Consider the following 17,625-nt stretch of genomic DNA (forward strand, 5'->3'; position numbering starts at 1 on the left):
TATAACATAGGAGAAGGAATATATCAGCTCAACAAATTCTCTAAAATCAGATTTTAAAAGCAAGCGATCGCTCCAACTTTTAGCACCTCAAAATTAGCATAATTAGCAATTAATAAAATGACATAATTATTTATTTCCTATATCTCTATAGGAATCCGCACATCGCCCCTACAAAAAAATATTATAACTTAAATATGATTTCTATATAAGTCATTTAGTATAGTTTTTTATCAATAAATTAAGATTTTTATCATCCTAATTATTGATTGTACATTTTTTTACTTTCCCATAACTGATACTTAGGTATAATAAAAAAACACTACTCAAATATCGCATCTACAGACCCATGGATATTGCCAAAGTTAACACCGAATCAGTAGAATTACTCTCCCTAATTACTGGAAAAAAACTAAGCAAAAAAGATATTACACCACCAGTATTGTTTTTAGCCAATTTAGTAATTATACTGATAGGTGTTATCTATGCAGATGGAAAAGTAGTAGAAGAAGAAAAAGCTAGACTGAAAATAACTATCCATAAATTTATCCCTCCTAAAGGTAATGTCTTGGAATTAACTAAACTAATGATTCATGGAGTATCTAAGCAACAGCTTTACAAAAAATTTGAGACAATATTGAAATTAATTCCTCCTCTTTCTACTCCAGAAAAATTGTTATTAATTAGCTTTGGTTATGAAATGTCTGCTGCGGATGGAGATATGGATGTACGGGAGAAAAAATATCTAGAAATTGTCGGAAAAAAATTAGGCGTTAGACCCCAAAGTTTACAACTTTTAGAAGCAGGATTTATTGATCAAGACAATCTCGATCAAAAATCTATGGATGAAGTGAAATATTTACTTAACCCGGCACGTTTCCATCAGCTAGATAATATTTTTGTTAAAGCTGCTAGTGAAATGTTAAATTCACTTTTACCTAGTCATAAGCAAAAACAAAACAGAAAAAATAAGCTTAAACCAACTGTTGTTTATAAAGAGTTAAAAGAGTTTCAACAGTATAGACAGAAACTAGGAAATATTTGCAACCAAACATATAAAATATTTGCCGAATCAAGTGAGCGAGATTTACTTCCTAATACATTAATATGTGAAGTAGATAAAATCTTAGAAAAAATACAATCCCAAAAATTTAGAATTGCAGTGATTGGAGAATTTAGTCAAGGTAAATCAACTTTATTAAATGCTTTACTTGGAGAGGAAATTCAACCAGTCAGAGAAATTCCTTGTAGTGGCACAGTTACAGTTTTAAAATATGGGGAACAAAAACGGGTCGTTTGTCATTATAAAGATGGGAAAGAAGCAGAAATTCCTTTGATAGAATATCAGTCAAAAGCGACTATTTCAGAAACAGCATCTTTAGGAAATATGACTGAGGAATTAGCCCACTCGGAGCTAGAGGAAATATTTTTTGAACATCCAGATTTAGACTTATGTCAAAGTGGGGTAGAAATTATTGATTCTCCTGGTTTAAATGAACATCCGAACCGGGCAGCTATTACTCAAAAATTGTTAGAAGATACAGATGCAGTAATTTTCTTAACTAATGCTTCTCGTCCATTAACTCAGGGGGAAAAAGAGTTAATTCAAACTGTGAAGTTGCAGCTAAATGGTAATAATATTGATTTGCCTGCAGATAATTTATTTGTGTTGGTAAATTTTATTGATTTAGTCAGAAGTAAAAATATTCGTCAGCAAATTAGAAAGAGATTAGAAAATTTTCTGTTGGGTGAAAAACCGATTATTGCTGATACAAGTCGTTTACATTTTATTTCTGCTAAAGCTGCTTTAGATGGGATTTTAGAATGTGAAGAAAATGAATATTTGACATACTTTAATAATTTCACGCAGTCGATAGAAAAGTTTTTGACTGTTGAGCGTGGTGCTGTAGAAATCCAGCAAATTTTTACTAAGATAAATACTTTGATTTCTGAGGGAATCAAAGCATTAGAGCAAGCCGAAAAAGTTTTAGATGGTAAGGTATATTTGTCTGTCGAGGCAAAAGTAGAAATATTGAAAAAAATAGAGGATGCTAGTGGACGAGATGTGAAAATTTTATCAACTACTGAAAAATTAAAAAATCAGAGTATTAAACAAGTTGCTGAGGCTTGGGATAAATGGGTAGAAGGATTGGGCGATCGCCTGGAGGAAAAAACTGATGAATGGTGTTCTGAACATTCTCTGCTCTGGGATAAGGAAAAAGTTATCAAAGATTATGCGGAAGGATTTGCAAGTTCTCTGGCAACTGAATTAGAAAACTGGAGTAATCGGGAAGTCAAAGAAATTGTGATGAATAATTTACAAATTTTATGCAAGGAAGTATGCCAAAATCTAGAAGTTATTAGAATGGATTTACAGGCAGTAGATTATCAAATAAATTCTAACTTGAATGAGCAATTGGATTTTGCAATTGAAAATATTAAAGGAGATGGATTAGATCTTTCTTCAGTAACTAAGTTAGGAGAAAATTATGATGATAGTAAAAGAGGAGGTTTATGGGAAAATTTAACATTAGGTGGTTTAACTGCAGGTGCTTTATTTATGTTTACAGGAGTAGGATTTTTACCTATACTTGTAACTGGGGGTGCTGTGGTTTTGATTAGCTCATTTTTTGGCATGAGTTCCGATGATGAGAATCCAGAAATAAAAATTAAACAGCAAGTTTATGATGCCTGTGTTCAGAAATTTGATAAATCTACTGGGGAAATATTTAATCGTATTTGTGAAAATATTGCTGAGGTTTTCTATAGTCAGTTTAAATCAGCAAGTAAAGTAATTGAGCAGGCAATATTTATTTACGAAAATCTCCTAGAACAAGAAGATAAAGCTCAGAAAGAAACTCAGGAACAATTAACGTTAGAGAAAAAGATCATAGCCGAAAAGAAACAGCAACTTACACAAATAAAAAATCAAATTGAGGAAGGAAGAAGGAAGAAGGAAGAAGGAAGAAGGAAGAAGTGAAGAGGGAAGAAGGAAGAAGGAAGAAGGAAGAAGGAAGAAGGAAGAAGGAGGAAGGAGGAAGAAAAAAGGTTGAAATGTATAGATATATGCGTCTAAAATTAATTTTATAATTTATTTTTAAGCATCTATTATCGAATAGCACTATAAAATATTATGGATGGTTCAGATAATACCACTTAAACAAAAGAATGCTACAAAAAGAGATATCTAGATCGCATATTCTAAAAAATAGCTGTTCCAATTTATTTTAGATAACTATCTCTATCATTTCCCCATTTTTTTCAATGTTTACCCTTTCTTCCTTCTTCCTTATTTCTTCTTCCTTACTTCTACTAACTGTATTGTGCTATATTCAAAAACTGTTGCTTATAAAAATCCATAACTAAAATGTCTACAAAACCTACCATTGCATTTAGTCACCTGGGATGCGAAAAAAACCGCATCGATACTGAACATATCATCGGTTTACTCGCACAAGCAGGCTATGAAGTAGATGCTAACGAAGAACTAGCAGACTATGTTGTTGTTAACACCTGTAGTTTTATTCAAGCTGCTAGAGAAGAGTCTGTCCGTACTTTGGTAGAATTAGCCGAAGCTAATAAAAAAATAGTCATCGCAGGTTGTATGGCGCAACACTTTCAAGAAGAATTACTTGCTGAGTTGCCAGAAGCAGTAGCACTCGTAGGTACTGGTGATTATCATAAAATAGTAGATGTAATCCAACGAGTAGAAAAAGGCGATCGCGTCACAGAAGTCACTGCTGAACCCACTTACATCGCTGACGAAACTACACCCCGTTATCGCACAACATCCGAAGGCGTTGCTTATGTACGAATAGCCGAAGGATGTGACTATCGTTGCGCTTTCTGTATCATTCCTCATCTGCGGGGAAATCAGCGATCGCGCACCATAGAATCTATTGTTGCCGAAGTTCAACAACTGGCAGATCAGGGTGTCAAAGAAATCATTCTCATCTCCCAAATAACCACTAACTATGGAGTGGATATTTACGGCCAACCAAAACTGGCCGAACTTCTTCGCGCCTTGGGACAAATTGATATACCCTGGATTAGAATGCACTACGCTTATCCTACTGGTTTAACACCCAAAGTCATAACTGCCATCCAAGAAACTCCCAACGTTCTACCTTATCTCGACTTACCTCTACAACATTCTCATCCCGAAATTCTTAGGGCCATGAATAGACCTTGGCAAGGTCAGGTTAATGATGATATAATCCGAAGAATTAAAGCAACTATGCCCAACGCCGTGTTGCGGACAACTTTTATAGTAGGCTTCCCTGGTGAAACGGAAGAACATCATGCACATTTAGTGAAATTTGTCAAGCGTCACGAATTCGATCATGTTGGGGTGTTTACTTTCTCTCCAGAAGATGGAACCCCTGCTTATAATCTGCCTAATCAGTTGCCCCAAGCAGTTATGGATGCCCGCCAGAAAGAAATTATGGAAGTCCAGCAGTCCATATCTTGGCAACAGAATCAAAAATCAGTGGGGCAAGTAGTTGATGTGCTGATTGAACAAGAAAATCCCCAAACAGGAGAGTTAATTGGTAGATCGGCCAGGTTTTCTCCAGAAGTAGATGGACTGGTTTATGCTCAAGGAGAGGCCAGATTAGGGTCTATTGTTCCAGTAAAAATTACAGATGCAGATATTTACGATTTATATGGTTATGTAGATTAGATATTTTGGGTTATTGGCAATAATTCTGGAGTGGGGTAAAACTTTCAGGACTTACACATCCAAACAAGAAACCGGGTTTATTGCCCTAATTATTGTTGCTCTGATCCCCGTTACAAAAACAACTTCTGTACGTTGGTAATCCGACAACTATCCTAATCTGAGTTTGTTAAAGACTCTTGATAAACTAAAAAATTATCATAAAATCTAGTATCTAAAAAAAGATCTGAGTTGAGGAAAATGTGTAAAAAATACACTAAATGTTAAGTCATTTGTTATTATGTAAATGATTATGAAGTTTAACGAGGGCCACTGGGAGTAAGAAACTGTAAATTATCTAAACTGCCTGTTGAGAGTAATGCTGAAGCGTGAAGACGCGGTTAAGCAAAGAAATAAAGGTAATTATCCTTTAGTTTATTCAATGGGCAACTTGAAGATACACAACAGGTTATTACTTTTAATACAGAGGCTCCAACCTGCCTTAACGTACCCAACTAGGGAGAAAAGGAACAGGGCATTTGGCCTTTATCAAAATCTCGGCACAAGACCAGTCTTCTCCTGTAAGAGAACTTTCTCTGGGAATGCCGAGGAATTTTGTCTACTTACAAAATAGATATAAAAATTGTAAAAACAATTTGGCCGCTGGGCTAGCGGTGACTAGGGAAACCTTCGGATTGGCGATGTACTGTGGAGTGACCGTAAAACCATAAGAGAATAGTGGTAATTTAGAAATTGCCCCTACCTGGAAAGGCAGGTCTTAAGAAACAGAAACCTAAATCGTGTTTTTCGGCTGTCGCCGACATGAAAAGCGTAGCGGTGTATAGCATGGTTTAGGAATCCCCCACTGTGGCCTAAGCACAGCGTTAGGAGGATGTAAATCTGTCGTTATCTCTTCAGGTTAAAACTTAACCGTAGAGAAAATACAGACATCGCTTAACTCTTAGCAGTCAACTCTAGTGCTATCAGTTGAGTGTAAATTGTGAGTGGCAAAGGCATACTGCCCTACCAATAAGCTAGCTATAACTACAGCAAATAAGCTGGAAATTTGTAGCTAGTAAGGGCTTATGAGCAGCTATGGTTGACCATAAATCCGCCTCCAAGTTGGGTGAGAAAGGAACCAGATGTAAATAGTTTACATAGGAGAATTAATGGATTTATCGTTTGCAAATTTAGGAATTTCAGAGGAGCGTGCAAATCATCTGGAAACAATTGGTTTTACCGAACCTACTCCGATTCAAGCTCAAGCAATACCACATTTGCTGGGAGGAACGGATATTGTAGGTCAAGCTCAAACAGGAACAGGTAAAACAGCAGCGTTTTCTTTACCCATATTGGAGCGGATAGATCTAAATACAAACGCAGTTCAAGCGTTAATTTTAACTCCCACTCGTGAGTTAGCACTGCAAGTTACAGAAGCGATTCGTCAATTTACTGGCTTAGATAGCAAAACTCCAAGTAAACGGCGATTATTTGTTCTAACTGTTTATGGGGGCCAGTCTATTGAGCGTCAGATTCAGCGTTTGCAAAAAGGTGTTCATATTGTAGTGGGAACACCAGGGCGAATTATAGATATGCTAAATCGGAATAGTTTGAAACTAGATCATTTGAAAATGATGGTTTTAGACGAAGCTGATGAAATGTTGAGCATGGGTTTTATTCAAGATGTGGAAAAAATTCTGGACGCTGCACCTCTTGAACGTCAAACAGCTTTCTTTTCCGCCACTATGGATTATTCAATGCGGAAACTGGTTAATAAGTATTTGCGATCGCCAGTAACAGTTAAAGTAGCCCAACAAAAAACTACTCCAAAGCGCATTACTCAAACCGCCTACATAGTACCTCGTGGTTGGTCTAAAGGAAAAGCTCTACAGCCAATTCTAGAGCTAGAAGACCCAGAAGCAGCTTTGATATTTGTGCGCACAAGGCAAGCTGCTGCGGAACTAACGAATCAATTACAATCAGCAGGTCACAGTGTTGATGAGTATCACGGTAACTTGAACCAATCTCAACGGGAAAGGTTATTAACTCGCTTCCGGAATCAACAAGTACGTTGGGTTGTGGCAACTGATATTGCAGCTCGTGGTTTAGACGTGGATCATTTAACTCATGTGATTAACTACGATTTGCCTGATAGTGTAGATAGTTACGTTCACCGCATTGGTCGTACAGGTCGTGCAGGTCGGGAAGGAACAGCAATTTCCTTGATTCACCCTGTAGATAAGCGGAAGTTGCGGTTGATAGAACGTCATTTACGTCAACGTTTGGACACTCGTTCAATTCCGAAGCGCTCTCAAATTGAAGCTCGGCAGTTACAGAAATTACAGGATAAGGTGCGAGATGCTCTGAGTGGTGAGCGGATGGCTTCTTTCTTGCCATTAATTGCTCAGTTGGGTGAAGAGTATGAACCTCATGCAGTTGCTGCTGCAGCTTTACAGATAGCTTATGATGAAACTCGCCCTGCTTGGATGGGGCTTGATTATGCTCAGGAGGAAGACAACTTTGATTCTTACACACCAAAGCCAAAGTTGAAGAAGCGCGGAGCTAAGAATTCTCATAATTATGCTGATCGGAATCAGAATGCTAATAATGATAATTATGTAGAAGAGGCTTCTGTATCACAGAATAATTAACTTATTTGTGGCTGAAATAGTCTAATAGGAATTTTAGAGACGTTGGCGATCGCGTCTCTAATTTTTTTTAAATTAGGGAGTAGGGAGTAGGGGAGTAGGGGAGTAGGGGAGTATTTTTCAACCTTTTTCCTAATGTTTATTTATTGCTCTGCTGATTAAATCTAAAAGCATTGACTGATATTGGTTTTAGCCAGTAATGATCTTTCATGCATTACAAGGTTTTTGCTCCTTAGAGCTGCATAAAGTTAGGATTTTGGGTTGACTATTCGCTGAAAAATCAAGGGATAATTCTTCCTCCTGTCTCCTCTCAATTCCTTACTCCTCCTGTCTCCTGTCTCCTGTCTCCTGACTCCTACCCTCACCCATAAGACTTTTTGAGCAAACCCTATTTATTTTTCTGTCTCAACATATCTCGCACTTCCATTAAAATTTTGCCTAAATTATTTTCTCCAGTGCCGTCTTTTCTCTGACCCCAATACAAATCTACGGGAGATTTATAAACTATTTTCTCATTCCCAGTAGACAGTAATATTTCCTGAATTTCAGAATTAGCAGCAAATTTGTTGAATACTGCGGTTCGCATAATTTGATATTTGACCTCTTCCCAATCTGAACGTAATGGGCGATCGCGATCGTTGCCCATATTTGCTGCTTCCCCCGGCGTTGCTGCTAGACGAATTTCCTCAGCATCAGGAGCATCAGGAAATTTTTGAGCTTGAAAATAATGTTCGCTAGTTGCCCACCAATAACCGTCTAATTCAAAACCATGGGCGGAACAATTGGAAAAACAGCCGTATCTACTAAGAGTGCTATAAAATGAAATTGCCATAATTTCTCTCACTAATACAAAAGAATAATAATAGATTGGGATTTGTAACAAATTATTTAATCTTGCGATATTTTCTGATAATTTACTGTATAAATTGTTTGATAAATATTGTGTATCTATTTATAAAAGACTCAATAGTTAAATAAAATTACAATTCTCAGATGATTAAATCCACAAAAACTTTAACTTTAGGAGACCATGCTATTCCTTTTGCTTTGCCAGACCAATCGGAGAAATTATTATATTTCAGAGATGAAGCTGGTAAGCCAGCAATTCTAATTTTTTATGCTTCTGATGAAATTCCTGGTTGTCAAGATATAGCTTGTGCATTTCGAGACTTAATACATACTTTTAATAAATTTGATTTACAAGTTTATATAGTTAGCTCTGATTCACCAAAAGTTCATAAAAAATTTGCTGAAGAATATAATATTCCTTTTCCATTACTGTCAGATTCTGAGAATAAGATCGGTCGTAAATATGGTGTTTGTTTTCCTGGAGATAATGACCAGGAAAATATATCATATAGGCGGACAGCTTTTTTGATCGATCCTAACCAAAGAATAGTTAACATTTATCATCTCAAGTATTTATCAAGTAGTATTGAAGCAATTTTAAAAGATATTAAAAACATATTGCCTAAAGAGGAACCGCGTCATATTCAGGTGCAGGCTCCGGTACTGTTAATTCCTAATGTTTTTTCTCTAGAATATTGTAATTATTTGATTGATATTTGGCATAAAAAAGGTAATGATGAATCAGGTTTTGTGCGTAAAAAAGGTGAGAAAACCGTGGGATATATCGACCACACTCATAAGATTAGAAGAGACCATTTTGTCAAAGATGAGGAAATTATTGCCAGTTTAAATAAAATGATGAAGTCAAGGGTATTTCCGGAGATTAAAAAAGCTTTTAATTTTAATGTTACTAGACAAGAAAGGTATCGAATAGCTTGTTATGATGGCAGTCTTGGTGGTTTTTTTAATGCACACCGAGATAATACTACACCGGGTACGATACATCGAATATTTGCAATGACATTAAATTTGAATGTAGGCGAATATGAGGGAGGATTTTTAAGATTTCCAGAATACGGACCTCATTTCTATAAACCTGATACTGGTAGTGCGGTGATTTTTTCTTCTTCTTTGATGCACGAAGCTACTCCGGTGACATCTGGTTTAAGGTTTGCACTTTTGAATTTTTTCTATGGAGATAAAGAGGCAGAAGCGAGGAATAATTATGAAAATAAAGCGCATAATGATTATAATGCGGTGGTTAGGGTGAATAGTTAGAATTGAGAATTGAGAATTGAGAATTCAGAAGTAATTCCTGACTGAGTTTGAGAGTTTATAAATGTCCTCACTAATTAATGTAGTGCTAAAATAATTTGTAATATTTTATTGTAGGGGTTTGGTCTCCAAATCCTATTTTTACTTGGGTTTGCATACCAAATCTCTACAGTTTTTTTCACAAATTATTGGTGAAATTATGGATTTCTTTTCAATTGCAAAAATAGCAGCACCAATTGCAGGACCTTTGGCTAATATTGCTGTTAAAAAAGGATTTGAATTTATTAATAAAACAGACATACAAAAAGCAATTGAAGCTGGAATCAAAGCTGCGGAAAAACAGCAAGAAAAATTACCTCAAAATTAGCGTTTATTTTATTCAGCTAAATAAAGATGGTTTGTCTGGAACCGATCGCTTTTTAAATCATTATTTTCAAAATACTAGACTTGTCGCTTTATAACTTAAAAAATCCTCAAAACCCTTGATCTGTAAAGATTATAGCTATCAATACTCTAAAATACCTGGAATTATTACTCTGCCTGAGTTTGAGCGATTTTTTCCTCTATTTAGCGACAAGTCTACTATAACAAAAGCGAAGCATAACGCACCATCCATAAAACTAAAATGGTGCGTTACAACGGATGATTAAATCAATGAGCGAGGGCTAGTAATTTTAGCCATCTAAAGCACCCTACAAGATTGCAATCGCATTAGACTCTATAGGATTTCAATAGACTCAATGATGTTTGCACCTGATTTGAGTGTTTTCCCTTTAACCCGAATCTGCTGTTCAAGTTTTAATTTATTAACATCAAGGGTTTTACCTTGCTTGATGGTATTAGCATTCGGGTCAAGGGTAACAGTATGTTTTTTTTTGTCTTCCGTTTCAATTGACAATTGTAATGGAAAAGTTTCCATGATTTCTATCAACTTACCTTCTATAATCATTGGCTTAAATTATTCCATTCATTTTGACAGAGATGTTTAGTCCTCAGTTGCCCACTTTTTCATATCATTGATTACATTCTCGGTTAATCTGACAGCTTTATTTGGACATCCCCCATAACCATGAATGCCAACAACTTTTGACACCTGGTCATCTAAATAGGCTGGACTTCCACTTTGGCCTCCATAGGTATCATTCATATACTTTATTTTATACTTTTCTACCTCCGTAATAGGTCCGTTAGCTGTCCACATTGTTCCAATATCCTTATCGGCAGGATAGCCAGTGTTGATTACCTCACTTTTCTCTAGGTCTGAGTCAGGTAGGTTTATAAAAGGCATTGCCCCCCAGTTGGGTTTGTAAATTTTGGGTATTAAAATCGCTCCATAATCATAATTAGATTTATATAAAGAGTCTTCCTCCCATTCTTTCGAGGCTCGTAATGCTTTCTTAGTAGCGACGAATTCCCCGTAAGGTTTATTATCTCCATACCTTCCTGGTATTACAGTTATTGTTTTTGCCCATGACTTACCAGCGAAAACACAATGACCAGAAGTCATAATCACATGGTTGATCCAATCTTTATCTTCAACAATACCTTTGAAACTTGCTAACCAACCAGACCCTACATATATAGTTCCATCTGGCATAGTAATCAAGAGTGAGCAAATACAAGAATATGGATATTCTTTTGTGTTTTCTATTTACAGTCGAATCAGAATAATCTAGCTAAAATTAACTCAATGTCTCCTGGAAAAACCGACTTTCTCCTTCAACTCACCCATAATTCTCATTTCGATAAGTTGTGTAATGGCAATAATACCCCCCAAACAAAAAAAATGATTCAACCACAAGATAATCTACAACCTTGTCTACTAAGAGCGCCAGGAGGACAGATGCCCCTAGATTCCGTCTTTTACATTGACCGTCCCATCATCGAATCCCTTTGTTACGAAAGCATCCAGAAACCAGGCACGCTGTTGAACATCTGGGCTTACAAGCAAATGGGCAAAACCTCCTTAATAAGTCGCATCCTGGCTTTCGCTAAATCCCAGGGGTATCAAATCGTTTCTCTGAACTTACAACTGGCCGATGCTGAGATTTTACAGAACCTAAAAAGCTTCCTACAATGGTTCTGTGCTAGAACTAGCAAGAAATTAGAATTTCCCAATGCGCCATCGCCTACGGCGATGGCGCACGAGCAGATAGCCGAATTTTGGGATAACTCCTTGGGTAGCAAATCAACCGCCACCGACTACTTCAATGATGTTATCTTAGCTAACTTAGATAGTCCTCTGGTAATAGCTGTTGATGAACTCAATCAGCTTTTTGCCTACCCCGACATTGCTCATGAATTTCTCCAACTTCTGCGAACTTGGTCTGAGCAAGCTAAGGCAAGGGTAGCAGAAAGGAATCCTTGGCACAAACTCCGACTGGTGACAGTTTATTCTACGGAAATTATGATGCCTCCCTTAGTTAATCCCTCCCTGTTGAATACTGGGTTAGTCATCAATTTACCTGAATTTACGCCAGATCAAGTGCAGGATCTAGCACAGCGCTACGAACAAGAAATAACTGAACAACAAATCCAGGAACTAATTACTCTTCTAGGCGCACATCCCTATCGTTTGCAGTTAGCATTTTATTACCTACAGCAACAGACAATAACTCTGGAAGAACTTTTAGAAAATTCTGGTAGTGCGACTGCTCTTTATGCAGAACATTTACAACAACAATGGTGGAACCTGCAACGCTACGATGAATTATTGCCTATTTTTACTGAAATTGTGAACAACCCCAAACCCATAGAAATAAAACTATCCTCTGGTTATCAGTTGCAAAAGATGGGGTTGGTTCACTTAGAAGGCGATCCGTCTCGGAAGCGGGCAAGTCTGTGTTGTGAGTTATTTCGTCCGTTTTTTATGGGAGTTTTGAATTGATTGTTATTTGGACTGGGGTGCGTTACATTTCATTTTGATGTCGCGCAGCGTTTCATGTCGGCGACAGCAAAACTTGTAGTAGACTGGTTTCATCTTAAATGTTGCAATAGAAAACTCTCTAGAGATTGCTTCACTGTCGTTCGCAATGACAATTCTAACGCACAGTTTTAGATCAAACGGTCTACTACAAATTTTGTTTAAAAAACGGCTGTTTTATCCATTGTATTTTAAAATAAAATTGGATTATTAGAAGTAATACAAAAATGAAAAAAATCAACCTGAATTTTAGTGGATTTCAGCGTTTTTGGGCAGTGGCAAAATCTTACTGGTGGGAGTCAGAAGAAAAATGGAAAGCCATTGGTTTACTCTTATTACTCATCTTTTTATTAATTTTCCATGCCCAAATGAATGTTCTGCAAAATTCACAAAGAGGAGAATTTGTCTCGGCATTGGCAAATCAAGATGCGGGTAGATTTTGGCAGGCTATCCTGATGTATCTTGGAGCTGTTTTGATATTTATGCTAATTCAAGCTTATAGTCACTATTTAGAAGATAAAGTTCGTTGGTTTTGGAGAGGTTGGTTAACGAATTTTTATCTACAAAAATACATGAAAAATCAAAAGTTTTATCAGCTAGGCTCTTGGACAGGAAAAATAGATAATCCGGATCAGCGTATTTCTGAAGATATTGAAAATTTTTGCCACATGGCCTTGATTTTGTTTATGCACTTTAGCAAAGCTTTTTTTAATATCTTTGCTTTTGGAATTGTTCTGTGGTCAATTTCTCACAACCTTGTGATTTTATTAATTGTATATGCTTCTGTAGGAACGTTAATAACAACAGTTGGATTTGGTAGTATTTTAATTCCTCTGAAAGCAGAGCAACTAAAACGAGAAGCTAACTTCAGATTTGGTTTAGTGCGAATTCGGGAAAATGCTGAATCTATAGCTTTTTACAGAGGTGCAATTCGTGAGTTAAATAATCTCAAGCAAATATTCAATAGAGTTTTAAGTAATTACAATAAAATTATTGCTTGGGAGAGAAACTTAGAGATTTTTAGCAATGGATATCAGGCAATTACTTGGGTATTACCTGCTTTAATTCTCGGGCCAAGAATTTTAGCTGGTGATACTGAGGTAGGTGTCTTGACAGAAGCGGGAGGTGCTTTCATTAATGTGTTTAACTCTCTAATTGTTCTGATCAGACAGTTTGAGCGAATGACTAATTTTGTCGCAGCGATCGAACGTTTGGAGAGTTTTGAAAAAGTTTTAGACGAACCACAAACATTACCAACAGAGGAAAATCAGACAATTGATGTTGTTGAAGATGTACGTTTACATTTGGAAAATCTGACTTTGCAAACTCCTAACTACCAACGAACTTTAGTTAAAGATGTATCTGTAGAGGTGAAACCAGGAGAAGGAATGCTCATTGCTGGAGCAAGTGGTGGCGGTAAAAGTTCTATTTTACGAGCGATCGCCAGTTTATGGAATTCAGGAAGTGGGAAAATTTACCGACCAAAATTAGACGAAATTCTGTTTTTACCCCAACGCCCTTATCTGATTTTGGGTTCCCTGCGCGATCAATTGCTCTATCCACGAACTGACCTAAATATTTCTGATACCGAAATTTATCAAGTGTTAGAAGAAGTTAATTTACCAGACTTAGCTGAAAGATTTGGAGGTTTAGATGCAGTTGAAGATTGGGAGCGTGTTTTTTCTATGGGAGAACAACAGCGGGTTGCTTTTGCCCGTTTGTTACTGACTCAACCTCGTTATGCAATTTTAGATGAAGCGACTAGCGCTCTGGATGTGAAAAATGAACAAAATCTCTACAAACATTTGCAAAGTTTGTCAACTACTTATATTAGTGTGGGGCACCGCCCGACTTTGTTGCAATATCACCAACAAGTTTTAGAAGTGGTTGGCGATGAAACTTGGCGAGTAAGTGCTGCCCAAGATTACAAATTTTTAGCAAGTGGTTAATTTCTTGGTAGATGACTCAGAGCGATCGCTCTTTGAGAAAATTCCAGAACGTATAACTTAGTAGTGCCGTGTCAAGCTTGAAAATGTGGATTAAAAACCTAACCCCCCAACCCCCTTCCCTGCAAGGGAAGGGGGAGATTTATCCCCTCTCAAAAGCAGCAGAGGGGTTAGGGGAGAGGTCTTCGCTTGTTGCTCGCTCCTAACACACCATTTCAAGCTTGACGCGCTAGTGGACTGTTTCACCTAAAACTGTGCATTAGATTTGTCGTTGCGAACGACAGTGAAGCAATCTCCAGGCACTTTTCTATTGCACCATTTAAGATGAAACAATCCACTACTGGACTATTTGGTGATAATATGCAATATATTGACATACTCCCGACGTTGCGCGCTCTGCGACAAAGCGGGATTATTCGGTCTGGGAAACCCGGACCGCTGTTTTGACAGAGGTGATGTCCTCCCCCTGTGTTTATAACAACAAATATTTATAGTAGTGACAATATTTGTAATTGTCAATAGCTATAGATAAAATCAGGACTAACCACACAGACAACGCCCGGCTTTCATCCCGATGCTCCCTTTCAGGAGATCGCGGGACTTCCCGCCGGGGATTTAACTGCTGTATATAATATCCAACTATGCAAACTACTGACTTTCTCTCTCAGCTAAATTTATCTCAACGTCAAGCAGTACAACATTTTTGCGGACCAATGTTGGTTGTGGCGGGTGCTGGATCTGGCAAAACTAGGGCGTTGACTTATCGTGTGGCCAATCTAATACGTCATCATCGGGTACATCCGGAAAATATTCTGGCAGTGACGTTTACAAATAAAGCTGCACGGGAAATGAAAGACCGCATTGAGAAACTGTTTGCCCAACAACAGGCGGAAGCAAAATATGCTAAACCCTTTTCAGCTTTGACACCGGAAGAACAAACAAGGTTGCGATCGCAAGTCTACAAAAATATTACGAAGCATTTATGGATGGGGACTTTTCATAGTCTTTGCGCTCGTATTCTGCGGTTTGATATTAACAAATACCAAGACGAAAAAAAGCGTCGTTGGGATAAAAATTTTTCTATTTTTGATGAAAGTGATGCTCAAAGTTTGATTAAGCAAATTGTTACTAAACAGCTAAATTTAGATGATAAAAAATTTGAGCCACGTTCTATGAGATATGCTATTAGTAATGCTAAAAACCAAGGAATGTCACCTCAAGAATTTCAAAAAGCACAGCCAGATTATCGGGGGAGGGTAATTGCTGAAGTCTATGGAATTTATCAAGATAATTTGGCTGCAAATAATGCTCTTGATTTTGACGATCTAATCAGAATACCTGTAGAATTATTTCGGCAAAATGAGCAAGTATTGGCTTATTGGCATCAAAGTTTTAATCATATTTTAGTGGATGAATATCAAGATACTAATCGGACTCAATACAATTTTATTAGATATTTAGCTACTAATGGTGAAGAGCCTAGATACTTTAATAACTGGCAAAATCGTTCTGTTTTTGTGGTGGGAGATGTAGACCAATCTATTTATTCTTTCCGCATGGCAGATTATACAATTTTGCTGGATTTTCAGAATGATTTTGGTGATGGTTTGCCTGATGAAGATACCCGGACAATGATTAAGTTGGAGGAAAATTATCGGTCGCGGGAAAATATTCTGGAAGTGGCGAATAAATTGATTGAAAATAATACTCAACGTATTGATAAAATTCTCAAACCAACTAGAGGTTTAGGAGAAGAAATTTATTGTTATGAAGCTGAAAGTGAGCGAGAAGAAGCCGAGTTTATTTGTAGTAAAATTGAGGAAATTACAGACCAAAACCCAGAATTAGATTTAGGTAGTTTTGCTGTGCTTTATCGGACTAATTCTCAGTCACGCCCTATTGAAGAAAAGTTGATTCATTATGATATTAAATATGTGATAATTGGGGGATTGAGATTTTATGATCGGAAAGAAATTAAGGATGCTTTGGCTTATTTGCGGGTAATTGCTAATCCTGCTGATACTGTTAGTTTAATCAGAATTATTAATACTCCGAGAAGAGGTATTGGTAAGACAACTATTGATAGTTTATTAAATGCTAGTTCTCAGATGGCAATACCTTTGTGGGAAATTATTAACGACCCAACTTCAGTTAATGCTTTGGCAGGTCGTTCATCAAAAGCTGTGAATAAATTTGCTGAGATAATTCAACATTGGCAAGATGAGGTAGAAAATTTGACTGCTATGGAAATGGTTGAAGGAATTTTAGAGGATTCTGGTTATATTCAAGACTTGAAAAAACAGGGTACGGAAGATGCAGATAATAGACTAGAAAATTTAGGAGAATTATGTAGTGCTGTTGCTCAGTTTCAAGAGGATAATGAAGATACAAGTTTAGGGGGTTTTTTGGCAAATGCTTCTTTGGCTTCCGATCTAGATAACCTCCAAGATGGACAGGAAGCTGTATCATTAATGACGTTACATTCGGCTAAAGGTTTAGAATTTCCGGTGGTATTTATGGTGGGTTTAGAACAGGGTTTGTTACCTCATTTTCGGAGTATAGATGACCCTTTATCTTTAGAAGAAGAAAGGCGACTTTGTTATGTAGGAATTACCAGGGCGCAAGAACAATTATTTCTTTCTTATGCCACTGAAAGACGACAACTTTGGGGAGCGCGAGATGCCACAGTTCCATCTCAATTTTTGGGTGAGTTACCGGAAGATCTGGTAAATACTAACGCTATGAAAAAAGTAATCTATCGCTCAAAACGTCAGAGTCAAAAGACTAAAAATAATCCTGTGAAAAAAGCGCTAAATAATCAAACAGAAGGTTGGCAAGTAGGAGATAAAATTATGCACGAAAATTTTGGTGTGGGGTTAGTAACAAATATTTTTGGTGAAGGAAGGAAGATAAGTTTAGGTATCAAATTTGGTAAGAGTAAAAAAATTATCGATCCTAAAACTGCACCGATGGAAAAGTTGAATTGAAATAGTTTAAGCATTTAGCCATCAGCCATTAGATATCAGCCATTAACTTATTCTTTTTAAAGGAAAAATTAAAGTTGAAAGATTCAGGAAAAATTTAAACTTACTTTCAGCATTTTTGCTAATCTTTCTTATTAGTTACTTGGTGTAGTATTATGACTAAGGAAAAGTTGTTTTTGGCTATCGCTGACATGAAAAGCTGCGCGACATGAATGAGTAGCATTCCGCAGGAAAGGATAATATCTGAATGTTTACGAAATAATGAACTAATAATGAGCTGGCTAGTGCCGCTACGCGGAAGTTAAAAGTCCAAAGTATTGTTTAGTAAGGCTTTTAGGATTTTGTA

The 17,625-nt window shown here is 36.9% G+C and carries 11 protein-coding genes; 8 read left to right on the top strand and 3 right to left on the bottom strand.

The window, feature by feature from the left end; all coding sequences use genetic code 11:
- The first annotated feature begins 346 nt into the window (after positions 1 to 346).
- The 3 genes from ACP6PL_RS06130 to ACP6PL_RS06140 all read left to right on the top strand — a co-directional run bounded on the left by ACP6PL_RS06130 (position 347) and on the right by ACP6PL_RS06140 (position 7,305).
- Positions 347 to 2,977 carry a dynamin family protein gene (locus tag ACP6PL_RS06130; protein WP_426543602.1) on the top strand — a complete coding sequence of 877 codons (2,631 nt, stop codon included), beginning with the start codon at positions 347 to 349 and terminating at the stop codon, positions 2,975 to 2,977.
- 387 nt (positions 2,978 to 3,364) lie between these two features.
- Positions 3,365 to 4,678 carry a 30S ribosomal protein S12 methylthiotransferase RimO gene (rimO, locus tag ACP6PL_RS06135; RefSeq protein ID WP_426543604.1) on the top strand — a complete coding sequence of 438 codons (1,314 nt, stop codon included), beginning with the start codon at positions 3,365 to 3,367 and terminating at the stop codon, positions 4,676 to 4,678.
- 1,145 nt (positions 4,679 to 5,823) lie between these two features.
- Positions 5,824 to 7,305, top strand: a complete 1,482-nt coding sequence (locus tag ACP6PL_RS06140; protein WP_426543606.1) for a DEAD/DEAH box helicase — start codon at positions 5,824 to 5,826, stop codon at positions 7,303 to 7,305.
- A 385-nt stretch (positions 7,306 to 7,690) separates the two neighbouring features.
- Here the strand turns inward: ACP6PL_RS06140 and ACP6PL_RS06145 are convergent, their stop codons facing one another.
- The gene (locus ACP6PL_RS06145) at positions 7,691 to 8,134 is read right to left on the bottom strand and encodes an NADAR family protein (protein WP_426543608.1); all 444 of its coding nucleotides are present in this window, start codon (positions 8,132 to 8,134) and stop codon (positions 7,691 to 7,693) included.
- A 161-nt stretch (positions 8,135 to 8,295) separates the two neighbouring features.
- On the opposite strand from ACP6PL_RS06145, the gene ACP6PL_RS06150 reads away from it, so the two are divergent.
- Positions 8,296 to 9,429 (top strand): redoxin domain-containing protein, encoded by a 1,134-nt coding sequence (locus ACP6PL_RS06150; protein WP_426543610.1) that lies wholly within the window; start codon positions 8,296 to 8,298, stop codon positions 9,427 to 9,429.
- A gap of 148 nt (positions 9,430 to 9,577) precedes the next feature.
- Positions 9,578 to 9,793, top strand: a complete 216-nt coding sequence (locus ACP6PL_RS06155) for a hypothetical protein (protein WP_426543612.1) — start codon at positions 9,578 to 9,580, stop codon at positions 9,791 to 9,793.
- A gap of 351 nt (positions 9,794 to 10,144) precedes the next feature.
- Here the strand turns inward: ACP6PL_RS06155 and ACP6PL_RS06160 are convergent, their stop codons facing one another.
- Both ACP6PL_RS06160 and ACP6PL_RS06165 read right to left on the bottom strand, forming a co-directional pair.
- Positions 10,145 to 10,375, bottom strand: a complete 231-nt coding sequence (locus ACP6PL_RS06160) for a hypothetical protein (RefSeq protein ID WP_426543614.1) — start codon at positions 10,373 to 10,375, stop codon at positions 10,145 to 10,147.
- Positions 10,376 to 10,411: 36 nt separating this feature from the next.
- Positions 10,412 to 11,023 (bottom strand): trypsin-like serine peptidase, encoded by a 612-nt coding sequence (locus tag ACP6PL_RS06165; protein WP_426543616.1) that lies wholly within the window; start codon positions 11,021 to 11,023, stop codon positions 10,412 to 10,414.
- A gap of 93 nt (positions 11,024 to 11,116) precedes the next feature.
- On the opposite strand from ACP6PL_RS06165, the gene ACP6PL_RS06170 reads away from it, so the two are divergent.
- The 3 genes from ACP6PL_RS06170 to pcrA all read left to right on the top strand — a co-directional run bounded on the left by ACP6PL_RS06170 (position 11,117) and on the right by pcrA (position 17,282).
- Complete coding sequence (locus ACP6PL_RS06170; RefSeq protein ID WP_426543618.1) at positions 11,117 to 12,313, top strand: AAA-like domain-containing protein; 1,197 nt, start codon at positions 11,117 to 11,119, stop codon at positions 12,311 to 12,313.
- 263 nt (positions 12,314 to 12,576) lie between these two features.
- The gene (locus ACP6PL_RS06175; RefSeq protein ID WP_426543620.1) at positions 12,577 to 14,298 is read left to right on the top strand and encodes an ABC transporter ATP-binding protein/permease; all 1,722 of its coding nucleotides are present in this window, start codon (positions 12,577 to 12,579) and stop codon (positions 14,296 to 14,298) included.
- A 638-nt stretch (positions 14,299 to 14,936) separates the two neighbouring features.
- A complete protein-coding gene (gene pcrA, locus ACP6PL_RS06180; protein WP_426543622.1) occupies positions 14,937 to 17,282 on the top strand; it encodes a DNA helicase PcrA in 2,346 nt (781 codons plus the stop codon).
- Positions 17,283 to 17,625: the final 343 nt, after the last annotated feature.

This window comes from Dapis purpurea BLCC-M126 (genome assembly GCF_050015975.1).
GTDB lineage: Bacteria > Cyanobacteriota > Cyanobacteriia > Cyanobacteriales > Microcoleaceae > Trichodesmium.